The 21,209-nt window shown below is 39.1% G+C and carries 17 protein-coding genes; 14 read left to right on the top strand and 3 right to left on the bottom strand.

Going from position 1 to position 21,209, the window contains the following annotated elements; translation table 11 throughout:
• Positions 1 to 21 precede the first annotated feature (21 nt).
• From pfkA to E4661_RS03720, 3 genes are all read left to right on the top strand, one after another.
• On the top strand, positions 22 to 1,008 hold the full coding sequence (pfkA, locus tag E4661_RS03730; protein WP_136465475.1) for a 6-phosphofructokinase: 987 nt from the start codon (positions 22 to 24) through the stop codon (positions 1,006 to 1,008).
• A 20-nt stretch (positions 1,009 to 1,028) separates the two neighbouring features.
• On the top strand, positions 1,029 to 2,030 hold the full coding sequence (gap, locus tag E4661_RS03725) for a type I glyceraldehyde-3-phosphate dehydrogenase (protein WP_136465474.1): 1,002 nt from the start codon (positions 1,029 to 1,031) through the stop codon (positions 2,028 to 2,030).
• Between the two features lie 75 nt (positions 2,031 to 2,105).
• Positions 2,106 to 2,957: an N-acetylglucosamine kinase gene (locus tag E4661_RS03720; protein WP_136465473.1), complete on the top strand. Its 852-nt coding sequence runs from the start codon at positions 2,106 to 2,108 to the stop codon at positions 2,955 to 2,957.
• Here E4661_RS03720 and E4661_RS03715 read toward each other — a convergent pair.
• Both E4661_RS03715 and E4661_RS03710 read right to left on the bottom strand, forming a co-directional pair.
• Positions 2,950 to 3,330 carry a RidA family protein gene (locus E4661_RS03715; RefSeq protein WP_136465472.1) on the bottom strand — a complete coding sequence of 127 codons (381 nt, stop codon included), beginning with the start codon at positions 3,328 to 3,330 and terminating at the stop codon, positions 2,950 to 2,952. The genes E4661_RS03720 and E4661_RS03715 overlap by 8 nt on opposite strands.
• 26 nt (positions 3,331 to 3,356) lie before the next feature.
• Positions 3,357 to 6,008 carry a putative LPS assembly protein LptD gene (locus E4661_RS03710; RefSeq protein ID WP_240751402.1) on the bottom strand — a complete coding sequence of 884 codons (2,652 nt, stop codon included), beginning with the start codon at positions 6,006 to 6,008 and terminating at the stop codon, positions 3,357 to 3,359.
• 181 nt (positions 6,009 to 6,189) lie between these two features.
• Between E4661_RS03710 and E4661_RS03705 the strand changes: the two genes are divergently transcribed.
• The 6 genes from E4661_RS03705 (at position 6,190) to E4661_RS03680 (ending at position 11,951) form a co-directional block, all read left to right on the top strand.
• Positions 6,190 to 7,392, top strand: a complete 1,203-nt coding sequence (locus E4661_RS03705; RefSeq protein WP_136465470.1) for an N-acetylmuramoyl-L-alanine amidase — start codon at positions 6,190 to 6,192, stop codon at positions 7,390 to 7,392.
• Positions 7,393 to 7,458: 66 nt separating this feature from the next.
• The gene (locus E4661_RS03700) at positions 7,459 to 8,424 is read left to right on the top strand and encodes an MlaD family protein (RefSeq protein WP_136465469.1); all 966 of its coding nucleotides are present in this window, start codon (positions 7,459 to 7,461) and stop codon (positions 8,422 to 8,424) included.
• A gap of 3 nt (positions 8,425 to 8,427) precedes the next feature.
• Positions 8,428 to 9,750, top strand: a complete 1,323-nt coding sequence (locus tag E4661_RS03695) for a 4Fe-4S dicluster domain-containing protein (RefSeq protein ID WP_136465468.1) — start codon at positions 8,428 to 8,430, stop codon at positions 9,748 to 9,750.
• A 9-nt stretch (positions 9,751 to 9,759) separates the two neighbouring features.
• Complete coding sequence (locus E4661_RS03690; protein ID WP_136465467.1) at positions 9,760 to 10,551, top strand: (Fe-S)-binding protein; 792 nt, start codon at positions 9,760 to 9,762, stop codon at positions 10,549 to 10,551.
• 58 nt (positions 10,552 to 10,609) lie between these two features.
• Complete coding sequence (locus E4661_RS03685) at positions 10,610 to 11,452, top strand: LamG domain-containing protein (protein WP_136465466.1); 843 nt, start codon at positions 10,610 to 10,612, stop codon at positions 11,450 to 11,452.
• Positions 11,453 to 11,468: 16 nt separating this feature from the next.
• Positions 11,469 to 11,951 carry an ABC transporter ATPase gene (locus tag E4661_RS03680; RefSeq protein WP_136465465.1) on the top strand — a complete coding sequence of 161 codons (483 nt, stop codon included), beginning with the start codon at positions 11,469 to 11,471 and terminating at the stop codon, positions 11,949 to 11,951.
• Positions 11,952 to 12,073: 122 nt separating this feature from the next.
• Here E4661_RS03680 and E4661_RS03675 read toward each other — a convergent pair whose 3' ends face one another.
• Complete coding sequence (locus E4661_RS03675) at positions 12,074 to 12,457, bottom strand: hypothetical protein (protein ID WP_136465464.1); 384 nt, start codon at positions 12,455 to 12,457, stop codon at positions 12,074 to 12,076.
• 288 nt (positions 12,458 to 12,745) lie between these two features.
• Between E4661_RS03675 and E4661_RS03670 the strand changes: the two genes are divergently transcribed.
• From E4661_RS03670 to E4661_RS03650, 5 genes are all read left to right on the top strand, one after another.
• Positions 12,746 to 15,658 carry a glycoside hydrolase family 3 N-terminal domain-containing protein gene (locus E4661_RS03670; protein ID WP_136465463.1) on the top strand — a complete coding sequence of 971 codons (2,913 nt, stop codon included), beginning with the start codon at positions 12,746 to 12,748 and terminating at the stop codon, positions 15,656 to 15,658.
• Positions 15,659 to 15,687: 29 nt separating this feature from the next.
• Positions 15,688 to 16,830 carry an N-acetyl-alpha-D-glucosaminyl L-malate synthase BshA gene (bshA, locus tag E4661_RS03665; protein ID WP_136465462.1) on the top strand — a complete coding sequence of 381 codons (1,143 nt, stop codon included), beginning with the start codon at positions 15,688 to 15,690 and terminating at the stop codon, positions 16,828 to 16,830.
• Between the two features lie 72 nt (positions 16,831 to 16,902).
• On the top strand, positions 16,903 to 17,289 hold the full coding sequence (locus tag E4661_RS03660) for a hypothetical protein (RefSeq protein ID WP_136465461.1): 387 nt from the start codon (positions 16,903 to 16,905) through the stop codon (positions 17,287 to 17,289).
• A 122-nt stretch (positions 17,290 to 17,411) separates the two neighbouring features.
• The gene (locus tag E4661_RS03655; protein ID WP_136465460.1) at positions 17,412 to 18,587 is read left to right on the top strand and encodes an OmpA family protein; all 1,176 of its coding nucleotides are present in this window, start codon (positions 17,412 to 17,414) and stop codon (positions 18,585 to 18,587) included.
• A gap of 68 nt (positions 18,588 to 18,655) precedes the next feature.
• Complete coding sequence (locus tag E4661_RS03650) at positions 18,656 to 21,199, top strand: Ig-like domain-containing protein (protein ID WP_136465459.1); 2,544 nt, start codon at positions 18,656 to 18,658, stop codon at positions 21,197 to 21,199.
• The last annotated feature ends 10 nt before the right edge of the window (positions 21,200 to 21,209 follow it).

Raw genomic sequence — 21,209 nt, 5'->3', positions numbered from 1 at the left:
TTTGGGCTCTTAAAATTTTGAATGGCGAAGGAAATTAAGAAAATAGCAGTGTTTACTTCCGGTGGAGATTCTCCAGGAATGAATGCCGGAATCCGTTCTGTGGTTCGAGCTTGTGCATATTTGAAAATTGAATGTGTAGGTATATATAGAGGATACCAAGGAATGATTGAAGGCGACTTTGCCCCAATGGATGCACGTAGCGTAAATAATATTATCAATAAGGGAGGTACGATTTTAAAATCTGCCCGATGCGAAGAATTTAGAACAGCGGAAGGACGCAAAAAGGCACATGACCAATTGGTCAATGCAGGAATTGATGCTTTTGTGGTCATCGGGGGCAATGGAAGCTTTACCGGTGCTTTGTTGTTCAACGAGGAGTATAACTTTCCAGTAATGGGTATGCCCGGTACCATTGACAATGATATATTGGGCACGACATATACCATAGGTTTTGACACAGCAATAAACACCGTTGTCGAGGCAATTGATAAAATCAGGGATACGGCAAGTTCCCATAACAGGCTGTTCTTTGTTGAGGTCATGGGAAGAGATGTGGGACACATTGCCCTAAATTCTGGAGTTGGTGCTGGAGCGGAGGAAATTCTTATTCCCGAGCAAAACCTAGGTCTTGAGCGTTTGTTGGAATCTTTAAAGCGCAGTAAGAAATCAGGAAAATCTTCCAGTATTGTCATTGTTGCTGAAGGCGATAAAACGGGTAAAAACGTTTTCGAACTCAAAGAATATGTTGAGGAGCATTTGCCAATCTATGATGTAAGGGTATCAGTGCTTGGTCATATGCAACGCGGTGGTAACCCAACTTGTTTTGATAGGGTTTTGGCTAGTAGAATGGGAGTGAAGGCTGTAGAGAGCCTTTTGGAAGGAAAATCCAATTACATGGTGGGTATTAGAGATAACAACCTTATACTCACCCCTATAGCAGAAGCAATAAAAGCGCATACAGATATTGACGAGGAGCTCATTAGGGTTTCTGATATAATGACTACATAATAAAAATCAAATACAGTAAAATGTCAAATTTAAAAATTGGAATCAACGGATTCGGTAGAATAGGAAGATTGGTGTTCAGGGCCACGGTAAAAAGAGACAATGTGGATGTTGTTGCAATCAACGATTTGTTGGATGTAGAGCATCTTGCATATTTATTGGAATACGATTCCGTTCATGGGAAGTTCGATGGAACTATAGAGGTAAAGGGCGGTAACTTGGTAGTGAATGGAAAAACCATTAGGATTACCTCCGAGCGTGACCCAAAGAATTTGAAGTGGGATGAAGTTGGTGCCGATATTGTAGCTGAATGTACTGGTATTTTCACCACTTTGGAAACTGCTCAGTATCACATAGATGGTGGAGCTAAAAAAGTGGTTATTTCTGCACCTTCTAAAGATGCCCCGATGTTTGTAATGGGGGTTAACCATGATGAGGCCAAGGCTTCTGACAATATTATTTCCAATGCGTCATGTACTACCAATTGCTTAGCTCCGATAGCCAAAGTGTTGAATGACAAATTTGGAATTGAGGAAGGATTGATGACAACGGTTCATGCTACAACTGCAACTCAGATGACAGTTGATGCACCTTCAAGAAAAGACTTTAGAGGTGGACGAAGCGCTTTGTTGAACATTATTCCTGCATCCACTGGGGCTGCTAAGGCAGTAACCAAGGTGATTCCGGAATTAAACGGAAAACTGACCGGTATGGCATTTAGGGTTCCAACTGCTGATGTATCTGTAGTAGATTTGACAGTACGTTTGGAAAAAGAAACTTCATACGATGAAATCAAGAAGGCATTTAAAGATGCTTCAGAAGGTGATTTAAAAGGTGTTTTGGGATATACTGACGAAGCGGTTGTTTCACAAGACTTCGTAGGAGATACACAAACAAGTATTTTCGACGCGGGTGCCGGAATCGAACTGAATTCTAAGTTTTTCAAAGTTGTATCCTGGTATGATAATGAAACAGGATACTCCAATAAATTAGTGGACTTGGCAGAATACGTGGCAAGTTTGTAATTTATTTTTCTAGTGATAAAATAAATCCCGAAGAGAACTTGGTTTCTCTTCGGGATTCAACCTAAAACTTGATTTATGATATTGATTGTTGACAGCGGGGCAACAAAATCTGATTGGATTGCCCTCGATGATAAAGGAGAAAAATTATTTCTTACCCAAACTTTGGGATTAAGCCCCGAAGTGCTTACCAGAGAAGTGATTGAAGATCGTTTGGCCAACAATTTTGAACTCTCTCAAAATAGAGAGGAAGTAAATCAGCTATATTTTTACGGTGCCGGTTGTGGTACGGATCGAATGAAAAAGTTTTTAAAAGAGATTTTTAAAGATTTTTTTCCCAATGCCAAGACTGAGGTTCGAGAAGATACCTTTGCTGCAATCTATGCAACCACACAAATTGGACATCAAGGAATCGTTTGTATTCTTGGTACCGGTTCCAACTGTAGTTATTATGACGGCCATCAATTATTTCAGAAGGTAACATCCTTGGGTTATATATTGATGGACGATGGAAGCGGTAATTTCTTCGGAAGAAAGTTACTTAGGGACTATTATTTCCATAAAATGCCATCTGATTTAGGAATCAAGTTTGCAAAGGAATATAACTTGGATGCCGACGTCATCAAGGAAAATCTTTACAAGCAACCCAATCCCAATACCTATTTGGCAACTTTTGCCAGATTTATTATTGAAAATAAGGAGCATCCTTATTGTCAAGGTGTAATAGATAAAGGTTTGCAGCAATTTGTGAACAACTATATTATGCAGTTTGAGCTGGCGACCAAAGTGCCTATTAGCTTCGTGGGAAGTATAGCTCACTTTCTAAGGGATGAATTGGCCGTTATCTTGGAGCGCAATGACCTTATTTTAGGTGTCATCAGACAACGACCCATAGAAGGCCTTGTCGAATTCCATAAAAAGACTATTTAACAGCAATCATAGAGATTTCCACATTGACAAACTTTGGAAGATTGGCAACTTCCACAGTTTCTCTTGCTGGAGCGGTTTCTGCATCGAAATACTCTCCATAAACTTCATTTATTTGGGAAAACTGGTGCATATCTTTGATGAAAATGGAGGTTTTGATCACATTTTCAAAAGTCATTCCGGCTTCTTCCAGAATAGCACTTAAGTTCTCCATAGACTGTTTGGTTTCCTTTTTAATATCTCCTTCAACTAAGGAACCAGTGGATGGGTCAATAGGAATTTGCCCCGAAATATACAAGGTATCCTTGATTAAAACGGCTTGATTATATGGGCCTATTGGAGCTGGGGCCTTTGATGTGTTGATTATTTTTTTCATAGGTGAAAAGGTAAGAATAAAATGAACTACCTTCTAAAAGGTTGACTCCTATTTTCCCATTTAAGGTCACTAAGAATAGAACTTTTTATCCCAATAAAAAAGTACCATCGTTCAAATCTTCCGAAAGGAGTCCAATCAAAACTAAGGCGAAAACTATCCAAATCCCTTTTAAAGTTAAAACGGGTGTCGGTAAACCCCTTGTTTTTAAAGTCATATCCTGAGTTAAAGCCTACTTCCCATTTGGGTGTAAGTTCAATGCTTCCGGAAAACATCAAAGAGTGATTTGTTATTTCACTTTGTCGGTTACTGTTATTGTATGAAGCCACATAGGTGAGGCGCATATCCCAAGGGGTTTTGTTTGCGTAGTTTTCACTTTCGGTTTCATCATCTTCATCTTCGTCAGGACGTCCTCGGCCTCTATCAAAAAAAGAGTCATCATCTCTCCCTTGATCAAGCTCAAAAGGATTGGCACCATAATCCGGATCTTGGGAATCTTCATCCTGCTCATTATTTCCACCTCCTTTTTTAAACATCTCACTGTTTAGCGAAAACCCGGTATTTATCCTTGCAGATGTCAATCGAACCAAACCGCCTCCATTTTTAATATTAAAAGTGTTTATACGTCTACCGTTATTATCAATCGCGTAGGGGTCAAAAGAAGCTGAAAAGTTTATCGGAACATTTTTGATGATTTGCGTTGCACCACTTAAGTTAATCGGACTCAATTTCAAGGAATCACGTTCAAAATTGTAGTTTGCACTTAAGGTGAGGTTACTTAGGATACTTACCTTTTTAGGTTCTGTGGCTGTCGAATCTTTATCTCGCACCTTTGCTTCAAGCGTATTTTGAATGGAAAAACTAAGTGAATTACTCTTTCCTAAAGAAGGTCTTCCATAAATACTGGTCTCAAAGGGCGTGTATTGTACTTCATCTCCATCACCATCCGTATATGTCTCATAAAATTGCTCGAAAGATGGGGCATAAGAGTAACTTATGGATGGTCTCATTACGTGCCTTATAGCTTGAATTTTTTTATCCTCCCCAAAATTAAATGTACCATACAAAACAGTTCCCAGGCTAGCTCCTAAGTTATATCTGTTGAACCTATCAAAACCAGGGATGGTATCCGTAACCGCAGCTTGTTCAACCTCATCAAACCTTCTGCGAACCGTTTCAAGTGTCCAGACATCCTCATAACTTCCATTTAGCGAAACACTTAAATATTTAGCCACTTTGAAGTTTGTGCTTAATGGAATTCTATGTCGGGCACCAACTCGCGCCTCATCAAACATTTTACTGGTAAAGAAATCCTCCTCAGTTGTTGTAATGCTATTTTGAGCGTTAACATCATATTGAAAGTTGATATTCTGTATTATTCCCTTTTTTATGCCGTCTCTTTTGGCAAAAGGAAAGATACGTTCCATGCTGGCCTGAAGTGTTGGAAGGGACATATTTATAGCCTGAGTCCTTGAATTCTGTGAGTGTGTAAGCGTTAAACTTGCATTGACCGACGGATAGGCTGGAAAAGTTTTTGAATAACTTATGGAGGATGCAAATGTATTGGTTTGTGAGTTGTTCCTGTTCACCTGGTTCAAAGAATTGGTAAAGAACTGACTGCTACCTAGGTTCACAGAAGCTGAAAATCTGGAATTTGGATTGGATTTCGGGTCTTGTGTATGTTGAATTCGTATGTTGTAATTACTGGTGCGGCTAAAATCATCAAATCCTTTTTGACTTCTAATAAGGTTTTCGTAACTGAAATTTATATTCCCTCGAAATTTATAGCGTTTGGTATAAATAGATTGCCCTCTAAAACCATAACTGCCATTAGTGTAGAAATCTCCAGTAACACTTACATCCACATAATCGCTAATGGGCAAATAGTATCCTCCGTTCTGAATAAAATATCCTCTTTGGGGATCATTTCCGAAAGTAGGGAATATCAATCCTGCGACTCGTCCGGTGGTAAGTGGGAAATAGGCAAATGGCAATGCAATAGGTGTAGGTACATCAACTATATAAATGTTACTGAAGCCTGCAATGATTTTCTTTTTTGGGACAAATTTGGCCTTGCGAACTCTTATATAATAATCTGGGTCTACAGTATCTTTTGAGGTGGTGAGCTTCCCTTCGCTTAAAAAGTAAACCGAATCGTTCTCTTTTTTGGTGATTTCCGCATAAACCTTCATGGCATCGGAGCCTAATTGACCTAAACCGGCCTGCTGCTCCGTACGTGAATTCCAGATCAACGCCTTTTGTGTGTCAAAATTAAAACGGATAGAGTCGGGACGTACCTCATTGGAACCCTGTTTAAAGTACGGGAGCTGGGAGTAAATACCCGTAGAATCTTTTAACCTTCCTGCATACACCTCGTTTTTAATGTAATCCATTACGATTACACCAGCTTTGAGTTCGGTATCTTGATAATAAATTTCAGCTTCGTTGTACAAGTAAATCTTGTTGTCCTTTTGACTTAGCTTTACATAATCTTTTGCTTTGTATTTAATTTTATCAAGTAGTAAAGGCTGTTTTCCTTGAACAGAATCCAACTCCGTTGAGTCCCTAACTATAGAGTCATTTAAAATGTTCGGAGGTATCAAAGGAGCTTTGATGGAGTCCTCTACCATCTTGATTGGTAAAGGCTTGATAAGATCCTCTTGGGCTGCAAGTTCTGCCATACTGCCAAGGAGAATAAATAGGAACACTAAAAGATGTTTGTTTGATTGCAACGCTATAAATCCTATTTTTGTGGAAGTTTGGCTCAGTTTTTGGGCTCAAACTTACATATATTTTTTGTTCCGATTATTGAGGATTACAATATTTTTAACCTTCAAGGGATACTATAATTACGCAGTTCTTATGAAAAAAAGTCAGTTAGGTTTTTTTATTTTCTTCATCGTGGTCCTGCCCCTGACTTCGTTTACCAAAAATAATACCGAAATACCACCTAAAGATAAATTTGTTGTTGTTTTAGATGCTGGTCATGGCGGACACGATCCTGGAAACCTCGGAAATGGATATCTTGAAAAAAACATAGCATTGAATATTGTTTTGAAGGCAGGTGAGGAACTGGAAAAGAATCCCAATGTTAAAGTTATCTATACTCGGAAGGATGACACTTTTGTTAACTTATTTAAAAGAGGCGAAATTGCTAATCAGGCTAATGCGGATCTCTTTGTTTCTGTTCATTGCGACTCGCATAACTCCAATGCCTACGGCGCAGGTACTTTTGTTTTAGGATTGCACGCTAACCGACAGAATTTTGAAGTGGCCAAAAAGGAAAACTCTGTTATCTACTTGGAAGATAATTATGAGCAAAAATATGCTGAGTATGATATCAACTCCCCTGAATCTGTAATCGGATTAACCATTATGCAAGAAGAATTTTTGGATCAAAGTATTATGCTCGGGAAGAAATTGCAAGATAATTTCACAAAAAAACTAAGCCGTAAAGACCGAAAAGTAAAGCAAGCAGGTTTTATTGTATTACATCAAACCTTTATGCCCAGCGTTTTAATTGAAGCAGGTTTTTTGACTAATAAGAACGAGGGAAGTTATTTAAATTCTGCTAAAGGTCAACGAGAAATGGGTAAAGCAATAGCTGAAGCCATTATTGCTTATAAAGATGATATTGCTTCAGGTTTGGATTTGGATTCGACTCCTGTTGTAATAGAAGATTCCTCTGGTGCGCTTCATACGACTACGAAAGGTGAACAAAATGTGCAAGAAGAAGAAAAACCAGTTGCAAAACAGCCAACAAAGGTTGTGTCCTCGGAAAGCAAGCCAAAAACCAAACCCGCTCCCAAAAGTGATGTGGTTTTTAAAGTACAGTTAATGGCAAGTGCAAAGAACATTCCTCTGAAAGCTGAGAATTTTAAGGGTTTGAACATGATTTCCAAAGAGCCTTATAAAAACTTATACAGGTACATGTACGGAAATGCCACTTCGCATGCCGAGGCAAAAAGACTGAAATCAAGAGCAGATGCCAAAGGTTATACTACCTCCTATATCGTCGCATACAAAAAAGGAGTTAGAGTATCTTTAAAGGAAGTCCTTAAATAGGATTGATAACTTAAGCCCTTTGTTAAAAATATTCCTAATTTTGTTAGGAACTGAAAACCGAATCTTTTGAAACTATCCAGGGAAATCAAGACTGGGATTATCGTGCTCTCCGGGATTTTAGCATTTATTTTTGGATTGAGCTACTTAAAATCTTCATCTATTTTTGAAAATACCAAAATCCTATACGCGGTTTATGATCACGTAGGAGGAATTCAATCTGGAACACAGGTCACCATTAACGGAGTGGTTGTGGGCAATGTAACTGGCATTAAATTCAAAGATGATAGATTTCAATCGGTAGTTACCTTTTCGGTTGATGAAGGATATGAATTCTCCAAAAATAGCAGTGCAGAAATTTATGATACAGGTATAATTGGAGGAAAAGGTGTGCAGATTCATCCCGTTTTTGATGGTGCTCCTATGGCGAAGTCCGGTGACACATTAAAATCGAGCACCAAACCAGGGATTACGGCTTTAGTGCAAGAAAAGTTGACCCCCCTGCAATTAAAGGTAGAAGGAGCGGTTTCACATGCGGATTCATTGTTGATGAATGTGAATGATGTTTTGGATGACCGCACAAGGGTTGAATTACGGCAAAGCATTGCCGGGTTAAATGAAATGATCAGTTCATTCAAGTCCAGTGCGGATAAACTTAATATACTTTTAGAAGCCAATAAGGGGCAATTGGATCGTTCTTTAAAAAATGTGGACAAGATTACTGCCAACTTTGCAACGCTATCAGATTCTTTGGCGAACTCTGGTTTGGCGGGAACGGTGGCCAATTTTCAAAAAACGGTTAGCCGCTTGAATGCTGTTCTGGGCAAAATTGAGCAAGGAGAAGGTTCTTTGGGTAAATTGGCAAATGATGATGAGCTTTATAAAAATTTGACAGAGGCCTCAAGACAGCTGGAACTGTTATTACAAGACTTTAGGCTTAATCCAAAAAGGTATGTCAATGTTTCGGTGTTTGGGAAAAAGCAGAAAGATTACGAGTTGCCGGAGAACGACCCAGCTGAACAAAACCAGAATTGATTTATGCAATATCTTTCCAATATTCTTTTTGTAATTGTCCTAATTGCAGGGATAGGCTTCTTTTCCAAGAATGTAAAAAAGTTATCAAGAAACATTAAGTTGGGAAAAGATGCTGATGTTAGTGATAACAAATCCGAGCGTTGGAAAAATATGGCCAAAATAGCTTTAGGTCAGACCAAAATGGTTGTTAGACCCGTAGCAGGCCTGATGCATATTCTGGTTTATGTTGGCTTTATAATTATTAATATTGAAGTACTTGAAATTATCATAGATGGTATTTTGGGTACTCATCGCATATTTGCTCCCTTGGGAGTGTTTTATGATTTCTTGATAGGCTCGTTCGAAGTACTGGCTTTATTGGTCATAGTTGCTGTTGTAATCTTTTGGATTAGACGAAACGTAATCAAGCTGCAACGTTTTATCAAGCCAGAAATGAAAGGATGGCCCAAAAAAGACGGAAACATGATTCTATATATAGAATTCGTGCTGATGTTACTGTTTTTGACCATGAATGCAGCAGATTTTCAATTACAGCAATTGGATGCCCCGCATTATACCAAAGCAGGAGCTTTTCCAATTAGTCAATTTTTGATTCCCCTTTTCGATGGAATGACAACTTCAACACTTGTTATTATCGAAAGAACAGCTTGGTGGCTACATATCGTAGGGATTTTGGCCTTTTTAAACTACCTGTATTATTCAAAGCATTTACACATCATACTTGCATTTCCAAATACCTATTACGGGAAAGTAAAGCCACAAGGACAGTTCAATAACCTTGAAGCTGTTACCAATGAGGTCAAGTTAATGCTTGACCCATCGGCGGATCCCTTTGCCGCTCCTGCAGATGATGCTCCCGAACCAGAAAAATTTGGAGCGTCAGATGTTATGGATTTGAACTGGGTGCAACTCCTGAACGCATATACTTGCACCGAATGCGGAAGATGTACCTCAGAATGTCCCGCCAACCAAACAGGGAAGAAGCTGTCGCCTAGAAAAATAATGATGGACACCCGCGACCGATTGGAGGAAGTCGGCAAAAACATCGATGCCAATAAGGGTGAATTTGTGCCAGATGGAAAACAACTTTTGGATGACTACATCTCACGTGAAGAACTTTGGGCCTGCACCACCTGTAATGCCTGTGTTCAGGCTTGTCCAGTAAGTATAGATCCCTTGTCCATAATTGTGGAAATGAGACGGTTTTTGGTGATGGAGCAATCTGCAGCGCCAACGGAATTGAATAACATGATGTCCAACATCGAAAATAATGGTGCACCATGGCCATACAACCAAATGGATCGTCTAAACTGGGTAAACGAATAATCTAGAGCTATGAGTGAACAACTTACAGTAAAGACCATAGAAGAATTTATGGCTCAAGGTACCCAACCCGAGATTTTATTTTGGGTGGGTTCGGCTGGCAGCTATGATGATCGGGCAAAAAAGATTTCCCGGGCGTTTGTGAAGATATTAAACAAGGCCAACGTGGATTTTGCTGTTCTGGGACCTGAAGAAAGCTGTACTGGTGATGTTGCCAAACGTGCGGGGAACGAATTTTTGTTTCAAATGCAGGCCATGATGAATATCGAGGTTTTGAACGGCTACGAAATAAAACGTATTGTAACCTGCGACCCACACTCCTTTAATACATTGAAAAACGAATACCCCGGTTTGGGTGGAAACTATGAAGTCATCCATCATACCCAATATATCAAAGAATTGATTGATAAAGGGCGTTTATCTTTTGAAGGTCAAGAATATAAAGGAAAACGGATTACCTTTCACGATCCGTGTTACTTAGGAAGGGCCAATTCGGTTTACGATGCCCCAAGAGAGGTACTTCAAAAGACGAATGCGGATATCATTGAGATGAAACGCCATAAAAAAACAGCACTTTGTTGCGGGGCAGGAGGCGCACAAATGTTCAAGGAACCTGAAAAAGGGGATATGGACATTAATGTAATGCGTACAAAAGATGCTTTGGAAACCAATCCCCATATCATTGCAACGGGATGCCCTTATTGCAATACGATGATGACAGATGGAATTAAGGCTCACGAGAAAGAGGACAGTGTGACCGTTTTGGACGTTGCTGAATTGATTGCCAATTCTTTAGATGTGTAATGTTATAGGGAGTTTTTACGTCTATTGTTTCAAACCACTTCACTAATAATCAATCATAATGAAAACGAAGTATGCTATTTATGTATTGTTCCTTTTGACGATGCTATCCTGTAAAGAAGAATGGGAACTGAAGCAAAATGTTATTTTTTATAGTTCTTTTGATAAGGGCACGACAGCAGAAGTGGCCACTGGCGATTCAAAAATATATACGGCCGAAAGTTTCGATAAAAAAGATAATGAAGAGAAAGGGGTTAAGAGCGATAATGTCCGTATTGCAGAAGGAAAAGGATTGGTGGGTGATGCCCTAGGTTTTTTTGCGAAGGGTGATGAGATTATATTTTACAAAGCAAAAAACAACGTTGCCTATAACAAAGACCAATGGAGTTTGGCAGTTTCTTTTTGGCTGCAAATAGACCCGGACAAAGATTTGGTGACCAAATACTGTGACCCCATCCAGATTACGGATGCAAAGTACAACGATGCAGCGCTATGGGTCGATTTTAATGACAAATCTCCCCGGGATTTCAGATTGGGAGTGATCGGTGATAATGATGCATGGTATATCAAGGACAGTGATGAGGCTCCTATATTGGAAAAACGTCTGGTGACGGTAAACAACCCTTCTTTTGGACATGGTAAATGGACGCATGTTGTGATGAACATATCAAAGTTGAACACTGATTTGGCAAAACATGAACTATTTGTTGATGGCGAATTTAAAGGTGAAGTTTCGGACATTAATGATCCGTTTACCTGGGACGAGGAAAAAGCAAGAATAATGTTGGGTATCAATTACATTGGATTGATGGATGAGCTGGCCATTTTTAACAAGGTATTGACGCAGGAAGAAATAAGGCGTGTTTTTGATGCCAAAGGAGGTTTAAAGGAATTATTGAATTAAACAATAAAAGGAGAAGATGTTAGTGGATTTTTTAAAATTACCGGATAACGCTCGAATTTGGATTTATCAATCAAATAGAGGTTTTTCTGATTTGGAGCTGGAAGAAATAAAACATGCTTTGTCCGACTTCCTAAATGAATGGACGGCCCATGGTAGTGATTTAAGCGCAGGTTTTGAGATTAAATACAATAGATTTATCATTATTGGGTTGGACCAAACCAATGCAAGTGCTTCTGGTTGCTCAATAGATGCTTCCGTTCATTTTATACAACAATTGGAGCAACAGTACAATGTGAACTTGATGGATCGCATGAATGTATCCTTCAAACAAGGGGAACATGTTGCATACAAATCCCTAAAGGATTTCAAAAAAATGGCTAAGGATAAAGCCATTTCAAAAAACACTATTGTTTTCAATAATCTTGTAACGAATAAATTGGAATATCAAGAGCATTGGGAAGTACCTGCCAGTGAAAGTTGGCATTCACGATTCGTCTAGCAACCCCTTTTTTAAAGCTCCTTTCTTTTTTTCTAAAGGGAAAGACATCTACTAATGGTGGATGTAAATCATTAAAACGCATTCATGTCCTTTTAGTTATGCCCAATAACTGAACAGCCCTCTTATTTTTGTATCTGGTAAATAATGTATGGCGCGATGAATATCCAGATGAGCGCCAAGACCCAAACACGTCCTTGTAAAATGTTGTAATCATTTAGAAGCTTATCCCAAGAGTGCCCTGCAACATAATGTCCAAATAAAAATTCAAAAATCACCGTTAGGAATAGCCATATTAAACCAATCAATATTGCCTGATTGGCAGACATTGGAGGCCATATCTTAAATAATATCCAAACGTAGACGCCAAATAACAGGATCATGCTTGCAGTAGACATTTGGTGAGCCCGAAGCTCGTTTAAATAACTTGCTAAAAATTTCTCACGAAATAACCCGTTGGCAATTGCAATAAAAATAAGCGGGAACCAAGCTAGTATATGTTTCCACATTTATTTAAGTTTTTATTGGTGACACATCTTAACTATTAATTGATAAATGTACTCAACATGATATTGATTTTTAATGACTTTTGTCAATACTAGGCACTACGGGGTATCTTTTTTAAAGTTTCTTGTTTCCTGCAAACGATGTTTTAAAATAATTCTGGAAGTATGAAAAACTATGCTTACAGGATAGGGTGGTCTTAGAAAATCCTTAATTTATCCCAATAATTGTGCGTTCTTCGATGAAATGCAATATTTTTAAGCGTTGTAAGTTCAGGTCTCAGATAAGATTTTATGAGGATAAACAATTACTTTCCCCTTTTTTTACTGGTTTTTTGGAGTGTCAAGGGTCAACATAACCCGCTGATCACAAAGGATTCTTTGGCCCAACAAAATTGGGTTGAGGAAAAATATAATGCAATGTCCGTTGAAGAACGGATTGGGCAATTGATGATGGTTAGCATTGCCTCCAATCAAGCTAAATCCGCTTCCGATAAGATTAAAGATTTGATTCGGGAACACCATATTGGGGGAGTGGTATTTTTGCCCGGTGGTCCTGGCAGGCAAGCAAAGCTTACCAATGAATTCCAATCGATTTCCAAAACACCCTTAATGATTGCCTTGGACGCTGAATGGGGATTGGCGATGCGATTGGATTCTACCTATGCCTTTCCCTGGAACATGACATTGGGAGCAATTCAGGATAGTTCAATTATTGAAGAGGTGGGACTTCAGGTGGGGAAACATGCCAAAAGGCTAGGGGTACACATTAATTTTGCCCCAGACCTTGATGTAAACAATAACCCAAAAAATCCTATTATTGGCAACCGTTCTTTTGGTGAAGACCCTAAAAATGTGGCCCAAAAGGGAATGGCCTTTCTACGAGGCATGGAAAAAGCGGGGATTTTGTCATCTGGGAAACACTTTCCAGGTCATGGCGATACCGCAACAGATTCCCATAAATCGTTGCCAATAATCAGTTCTACGAGACAGCGAATGGATTCCATCGAACTTTATCCTTTTCAAAAATTGATTGATAGTGGCCTGACGTCTGTTATGGTAGCTCACTTAGATGTACCCAATTTAGAAATTAGGGAAGGCTTGCCGTCCACACTTTCCGAACAGATTATTTCTGGAATCTTAAAAGAAGAAATGGGCTTTGAGGGATTGATTTTCACCGATGCCCTAAATATGAAAGCTGTTTCTCAATTTGCGCCTGAAGGTGAGGTTGAGCTCGAAGCTTTTAAAGCAGGGAACGATATGCTTTTGATGCCAGATAATGTCCTAAAAGCTAAAGAAAAACTGGTTGATGCCTATAACAATGGTGTTATTTCTGAAACGCGTTTGGCACATTCGGTCAAGAAAATATTGATGGCCAAGTATAAGGCTGGATTGAATAATTACCAGCCAATTGATATGGAAAACCTTTATGAAGACCTAAATGGAGTCGAAAATGACGTAATCTATGAAAAGGCCATTGAGAATGCCATTACAGTGGTGAAAAACAATTTTTCCTTACTTCCGATAAAAAAGTTGGAAAACAAAAAGATAGCCTATGTAGAATTTGGGGATGATTCTGGGGAAGTGTTTTTCAATACACTAAATCAATATGCAAGGGTTACACGAGTTAAAGCCAAAGATGTAGCAGCATATAAAAGTGCTTTGGCAGATTTCAATTTGGTGATTATAGGATTTCACAAGAGCAACAAAAACCCATGGAAATCCTCTAAGTTCTCAAAAAACGAGCTTTTTTGGCTTCGAGAAATTGCGAACCTTAGAACTAGCAATACTGTTTTAACTGTCTTTGCAAAGCCCTATGCGCTTTTAGACATCCCTGACTTTAAGACGGTAGATGGACTGGTTGTGGCATATCAAAACAGCAAAATTGCACAAGAATCAGCTGCTGAGGTGATTTTTGGAGCTATTGGAACAAAAGGTAAACTACCTGTTTCAGCACATTCAGAATTTCCGGTAAATACGGGCTTGGATCTTAAACCATTACATCGTTTGGGGTACAGTTTTCCAGAACGTGTGGGATTAAGTTCTTCGCGATTGGCAGTTGTAGATACTTTGGTTAAGGCCGGGTTGGATTCATTAATGTTTCCAGGAGCACAGGTTTTGATTGCCAAAAAAGGTAAGGTTATTTATAATAAAAACTTTGGAAAACCAACATATACTTCTGAAGAAAGCATCACTGAAGAACATATTTACGATTTGGCATCTTTGACCAAAATTCTATCTACCTTACCCCTGATCATGAAAATGGAGGAAGAAGGTAAGATTGCTTTAAACAATACCTTCAAAGAACTTATACCTCAATATGATTCTACCGAAATAAAAGACGTTACGGTGCTTAAGGCACTATCACATTATGGACGATTGCCTGCATGGATTGCCTTTTACATAGATACTTTGACAAAAAATCGAAAACCATCCAATGCATTTTATAGGAATGCCCCAACTGACGGTTTTTCGTATAAAGTTGCTGAAAACCTGTATTTGACAGATGCATACAAAGATTCCATTTATAATCGTATTGGAAGGCAAAGTTTGAAATCCAATAGGTATCGATATAGTGATGTCCCTTATTATGTATTTAAGAAATATATTGAAGAGACCTACGGTAATTCCTTGGACGAATTGATCAAAAGCTTCTTAATTGAACCTATGGGACTTAATCATATGGGATTCAATCCACTGGAAAGGTTTTCGAAAGAGGAAATTGTTCCCTCTGAAGAAGACAATTACTTTAGATATCAAACCGTACAAGGTTATGTTCACGACATGGGAGCTGCCATGCAAGGCGGAGTAGGGGGGCATGCAGGTTTGTTTGGCAATGCCACGGACGTAGCCAAAATCATGCAAATGTACTTACAAGGAGGAATCTATGGAGGGAAAAGGTTTTTGGATGATCGAACCATAAAAAAATTCAATACCTGCTACTTCTGCCACAAAAACGTGCGTAGGGGAGTTGGTTTCGACAAACCTCAATTAGAGGAAAAAGGTCCCACCTGTGGTTGTGTTTCGCGTAAGAGCTTTGGCCATAGCGGATTTACCGGAACGTATACTTGGGCAGACCCTGAAGAAGAGTTGGTTTATGTGTTTTTGTCCAACAGAACTTACCCTTCATCCAGTAATACCTTGCTGATCAAATCTGGGTTGAGAACTAGAATTCAGCAAGCGATTTATGATTCCATTATAAATTAGGCTTAAAATATTGCCTTAGATTTGCCTATATGAAGATAGCTATAGTTTGTTACCCTACATTTGGGGGTAGTGGTGTTGTGGCGACCGAATTGGGCATCGCCTTGGCCGAAAGAGGGCATGAAGTTCATTTTGTAACCTATAAACAACCTGTAAGATTGGGACTTCTTGGAAATAACATTCATTTCCATGAGGTTCATGTTCCAGAGTATCCCTTGTTTCATTATCAACCGTATGAATTGGCTTTATCCAGTAAATTGGTAGATACCATTCGGTTGTATGGTATCGAACTACTGCATGTTCACTACGCAATACCCCATGCATATGCTGGTTATATGGCAAAAAAGATGCTTCAGGAAGAGGGAATTTTCATTCCGATGATTACCACTCTGCACGGAACAGATATCACTTTGGTGGGCAAGCATCCCTTTTATAAGCCCGCAGTGAATTTCAGCATAAACAAATCAGATGTGGTAACCTCTGTTTCTGAGGGATTGAAGCAAAGCACATTGGAAATCTTTGATATCGAAAAGGAAATTGAGGTTATCCCCAATTTTATTGACTCATCAAAATACCAACCCAATTATGCCGACTGTCAACGTTCATTGATGGCTAATGAAGATGAACGTATCATTACGCATATTAGTAACTTTAGAAAAGTCAAGAACATTCCTGATGTGATTCATGTCTTTTATAGAGTACAGCAGGAAATACCTGCTAAGCTTATAATGGTAGGAGAGGGTCCTGAAAAAGAGTACGCAGAACAGCTGTGTGACGACCTTGATATAAAGGATAAAGTTGTTTTCTTGGGCAATAGCAACGAAATAGATAGGATACTGTGCTTTTCAGATTTGTTCTTGTTACCATCAAAATCCGAAAGTTTTGGTTTGGCAGCGTTGGAAGCCATGATTAATAGGGTTCCTGTAATATCCAGTAATACCGGTGGTATTCCTGAGGTTAACAAAGATGGGGTGTCAGGTTATTTGGCTGATGTTGGTGATGTTGCAGAAATGGCAGAAAAAGCATTATATATATTGTCCGACAATGTAGTACTTGAACAATTCAAAGAAAATGCGCACGAGGTAGCCTCCAAGTTCGACATCTTAAACATTTTACCGCTCTATGAAGAAGTATATGAAAAGGCCTATAAATCGAGATTTAAAAATACTTTTTGATTAATGAGGTATATTTTGATCATATCCTTTATCTGTTTAATATCTTGTAAAGCTCAGCATGATGCGAAAACAATGGCTACAGAAAACAGTGATATGGAATTAATTGCCGCGGATGATTATAGTGGGGTTCTAGATTATGAAGCCTCGATAATTTCGGATACCAAGGCCTTGAGAAAATTCTATTCCAGAATTAACAAAACCCGAAAACCGGGGTTACCGGTACCAGATGTAGATTTTTCCAAAAACATGATTCTAGCAGTCTGTACCGGAGAGCATAAAGGAGAAAAAGAACCTTTACTGCGAAAAACGGAAGAGGAAAATAATGTGTTGATTACCATCGAACTAAATGAAAATAGAGATGGGTCAAAAAGCAGGAAAACCCTCACTGTTTACCCATTTTATCTCTATAAACTGCCCATTACTTCAAAAAAGGTAAGTATTCAAAAATTGGGATTTTAACCAATACGGATTTTACCATTTTTACTTCTTATCGAAAATAAGAGCACTTCAAAGTACAAAGCCAACAATTTAAGAGGGTTAAAATTAGATTTGTGTAGGAAAGAACCTCAAATCTTATTAGCATGATACGCCTAAAGCCTCTTATAGCGGTACTTGTTTTATTAACTTCCCTTAGTTCTACAGGACAAGAAGTACAGTTGACAAAAAAAGATAGCATTGTAAAAAGCTATTGGTTGGTCAGTTTAGGAACAAATTTCGTTGATGATTCTGGAGATGCCTTTGGTAGTCTATTCGACTTTAGTGACGGATGGCATTGGCATACAGTACCTCACCCCTCACGCGCCAGTATAGGTCGTTACTTTGAGAACGGTCTTGGTTTGGAAGCAGTTGCCACCTATAATAAATATAAAGAAGGGAAAATTGTGGATGGAGAAGCTATCCCAGCTGATGTAGATTATTATGGGCTGGACTTTAGGATTAGCTATGATTTAAATATGATTTTAGGTGAAACAGGTTTCTTTGATCCTTATGTAGGGGTCGGAGCAGGATATACCGATGCCAATAATCAGGGTCGAGGAACTTATAATGCTTTAGCGGGATTCAGAACTTGGTTTTCTGATCATTGGGGATTGGATTTTAGCACCACTGGTAAATGGGCCATGAATACGGAAAATGCAACAAATCATATTCAGCATGCACTCGGTGTAGCATATAGATTTAATGTCAAAAAAGGATTATCCAGAAAAGGCGAGGAAAAACTAGCACTGTTAGAAGAACAGCAGCGTATACAAGATTCAATTGCGGCCAAACAAAAGGCCGATGAGGAGGCTCGTTTGTTGGCTGAGAGATTGGAAAAAGAAAAAGAAACAGCACGATTGGCTGCAGCAGAAAAGGCAAAAAAGGAAGCTGAAGAGGCTAGACTTGCTAAAATTAGAAACGAGATTGATAAATTATCTAATGTCTATTTCAAACTTAACTCGTCATATTTAACTGCTAATGACAAAGAAGTTTTGGACAAATTAGTTGGTATAATGGAAAATACTCCTAGTTTGGTTATTAAGGTAAGTGCCCATACAGATTCACGAGGTACAAAAAAGTACAACCAATGGCTATCTGAAAGACGAGCTGAAAGAACGATGAACTATATCTTGTCCAAGGGCATCACCCAAGACAGAATAAAAAATGATGCATTTGGTGAGACAAGATTGACCAACGAGTGTGAAGATGGCGTTAACTGCCCGGAGGAGAAACATGGAAAGAATAGAAGGTCGGAGTTTGTAATTGTCAAACTTAACTAAAAGTATTACTAATGTCCAGTACATTTGTTACGATGCCAGTCAACCATAGATAACACTTTTGATGCTATATGAGAAAACAAGTATTTGGTAAAATAGTACTTCTTCTTCTTCTTCTGTTTATTTTTTCGTCCTCTATTTATTCTCAGTACGACAAGGTAGTGGTTGTAGGCGCTTCAATAATGGAACAGGTATATGGAAGGGACTTAAATACACCAAATTCAGCAAGGACGACAGAATGGAAGGCGAGCGGTGTTGATGTAGATGTATATGGATATGGATTTGGGGGTTCAAACATAAATGACATCATTAGCGTTTTGGAAACTGCTATGAATACCCATACCTCCAATACCCTGTTTATGGTACATATTGGAGGAAACAATGTTACCGATACAAGACCTTATAATACTGCGACAGCAACACAACTTCAAAATATTAGTGATGATTATGACGCACTGATTACGGCTATCGGGCAAACTCGGAAAGAGGATGTAATTATTATGCCAATTACGTTTCGAACCTATGATATTGCAGAAGATATTTATAACAACGAATCGTTGGGAAGTTTACCATATAATCAGGACATTTTGATTCCAAAAATATTGGCCAACACACCTTCCCAAATCAATATAGATGGTAATCCCATAGTTGATTTATACAATTTCACGAGAACAAATTACCTAACATATTTTGATGTAGGCGCAGCTGGTTTTGACGGAGTACACCCCTCTGTTTTGGGAGAGGATTTACTTTCAGAGTTTATGAGGACTAGGGCAGCATATTTTATTAATGGTGGAGCTGTTCCAGACCCATTGACAACAAATATTGCTGTTACGGGAGTGAATTTATCCTCAAACATGGTAAGCTTGATAACGGGAGAATCTGTTTCATTGACTGCAACTGTAGTCCCGAACAATGCTACCAATCAATCGCTAGTATGGACGAGTGATAATTTATCGGTAGCTACTGTAAACAACGGATTAGTAAGTACAATTTCATCTGGATCGGCTACCATAACTGTTACAACAGATGATGGCGGCTATTCCGATACGGTACTTATAAGTGTTTATGATGATACCGATGGCGACGGGGTTGCCGACAATTTGGAGGCTTCAGCGGCAGAGGCCCTTGACCCCTGTCTTCCCGTGCAGGCAGCCGGCTATACGGGCTACGATGCCGCCAACGCGATATGGGCAGCGGCAGATTGTGATGGCGATGGCCTGATCAATAGCGTTGAAGTTACCAACGGGACGGATCCCTATCTACTGGTCGATACCGACGGTGATGGCATTGATGATGACAACGAGACCAATGACGGTACGGACTTGAACGACCCCTGCGACCCTGTCCAAGGTGCGGGCTATACGGGTTATGATTCCGCCAATGCCATATGGGCGGCGGCCGATTGTGATGGCGATGGGGTTGTCAATGGCGATGAGGCCACCAATGGGACGGATCCTTACCAAGCCTCTGGTGATACCGACGGCGATGGTATTGATGATGACAACGAGACCAATGACGGTACGGATCTGAACGACCCCTGTGACCCTGTCCAAAGTGCTGGCTATACGGGCTATGATTCCGCCAATGCCATATGGGCAGTGGCCGATTGTGATGGTGACAGCCTTTCTAATAGAGATGAGTATGAGAGTGGGACTGACCCATATGAATACACCATTCAGAATGACGAAGACAATGATGGTATTACAAATGAAAATGACAATTGTCCAACAACGTACAATCCGGGACAAGAAGATTTTGACCAAGATGGTATCGGAGATGCTTGTGACTTAGATATTGATAACGATGGAGTACCCAACGAAGAGGATATTTGTGAAGATACTTCTAACGGCGCTATAGTGGATACTGATGGTTGTGAGATTTCTTTGGGAGCCGAAAACTTTAAAGTAAAGACTATCGGCACATCCTGTGTGGGTAGTGAAAATGCCCAAATAGAAGTAAGTGCAGAAAAAACTATGAACTACGTTGCTGTTCTTACAAATAGTAATGGAGGTGAAGCTGGGAATGTTGAATTTACTAAAGATTTGTTCTTTAATGACTTACCTGCTGATAGTTACACATTATGCATCAGCATAAAGAATGTCAGCGGTTACGAGCAATGCTACAACTTGATTGTTTCGGAACCAGAACCTCTTGGTGTAGAGTTGAATATGACTGGATTAGAAAATCAGGTAGACATGGAGCTTTCCGGCTCTGATTCCTATACAATTGAACTAAACGGAAAGGTTTATGAAACTACCGAAAACAAGGTTACGTTAACCCTTAGTACCACTATTGAGAACAAGATTAAAATAAGCACCGACCTAATCTGTCAAGGTACTTTTGAGAAGGTTATTGTCCTAGGTAAGAAGGGTTATGTTTATCCTAATCCAATTGATGACAAAGATTTAACTGTTTATGTTGGCGGGCAGGCCTACGAAAAAGTTCAATTGAATGTTTTTGATATAAATGGGACTAGGGCAATAAGCCAAAATTTGGAATCTGACAGTCAAGGATATGTAAAGATAAATGTTGCTCAACTATCTAAAGGGGTTTATTTTTTAGTTGTAACCACCTTAAATTCAATAACTCATTACAAAATCATTAAAAAATGAATTTGGAAAC

Source organism: Flagellimonas onchidii (assembly GCF_004804315.1).
Classification (GTDB): Bacteria; Bacteroidota; Bacteroidia; order Flavobacteriales; family Flavobacteriaceae; genus Flagellimonas; species Flagellimonas onchidii.
This window is presented reverse-complemented; position numbering and strand designations above follow the sequence as displayed.

Bases quoted from the DNA above. Each gene is read 5' to 3' on its own strand.
- E4661_RS03715 (WP_136465472.1), bottom strand. From the start codon at position 3,330: ATGAAAAAAATAATCAACACATCAAAGGCCCCAGCTCCAATAGGCCCA.
- E4661_RS03650 (WP_136465459.1), top strand. From the start codon at position 18,656: ATGAGAAAACAAGTATTTGGTAAAATAGTACTTCTTCTTCTTCTTCTG.
- E4661_RS03675 (WP_136465464.1), bottom strand. From the start codon at position 12,457: ATGTGGAAACATATACTAGCTTGGTTCCCGCTTATTTTTATTGCAATT.
- E4661_RS03685 (WP_136465466.1), top strand. From the start codon at position 10,610: ATGAAAACGAAGTATGCTATTTATGTATTGTTCCTTTTGACGATGCTA.
- E4661_RS03660 (WP_136465461.1), top strand. From the start codon at position 16,903: ATGGCTACAGAAAACAGTGATATGGAATTAATTGCCGCGGATGATTAT.
- E4661_RS03655 (WP_136465460.1), top strand. From the start codon at position 17,412: ATGATACGCCTAAAGCCTCTTATAGCGGTACTTGTTTTATTAACTTCC.
- E4661_RS03670 (WP_136465463.1), top strand. From the start codon at position 12,746: ATGAGGATAAACAATTACTTTCCCCTTTTTTTACTGGTTTTTTGGAGT.
- E4661_RS03710 (WP_240751402.1), bottom strand. From the start codon at position 6,008: ATGGCAGAACTTGCAGCCCAAGAGGATCTTATCAAGCCTTTACCAATC.
- E4661_RS03705 (WP_136465470.1), top strand. From the start codon at position 6,190: ATGAAAAAAAGTCAGTTAGGTTTTTTTATTTTCTTCATCGTGGTCCTG.
- gap (WP_136465474.1), top strand. From the start codon at position 1,029: ATGTCAAATTTAAAAATTGGAATCAACGGATTCGGTAGAATAGGAAGA.
- E4661_RS03695 (WP_136465468.1), top strand. From the start codon at position 8,428: ATGCAATATCTTTCCAATATTCTTTTTGTAATTGTCCTAATTGCAGGG.
- E4661_RS03720 (WP_136465473.1), top strand. From the start codon at position 2,106: ATGATATTGATTGTTGACAGCGGGGCAACAAAATCTGATTGGATTGCC.
- E4661_RS03690 (WP_136465467.1), top strand. From the start codon at position 9,760: ATGAGTGAACAACTTACAGTAAAGACCATAGAAGAATTTATGGCTCAA.
- pfkA (WP_136465475.1), top strand. From the start codon at position 22: ATGGCGAAGGAAATTAAGAAAATAGCAGTGTTTACTTCCGGTGGAGAT.
- E4661_RS03680 (WP_136465465.1), top strand. From the start codon at position 11,469: ATGTTAGTGGATTTTTTAAAATTACCGGATAACGCTCGAATTTGGATT.
- bshA (WP_136465462.1), top strand. From the start codon at position 15,688: ATGAAGATAGCTATAGTTTGTTACCCTACATTTGGGGGTAGTGGTGTT.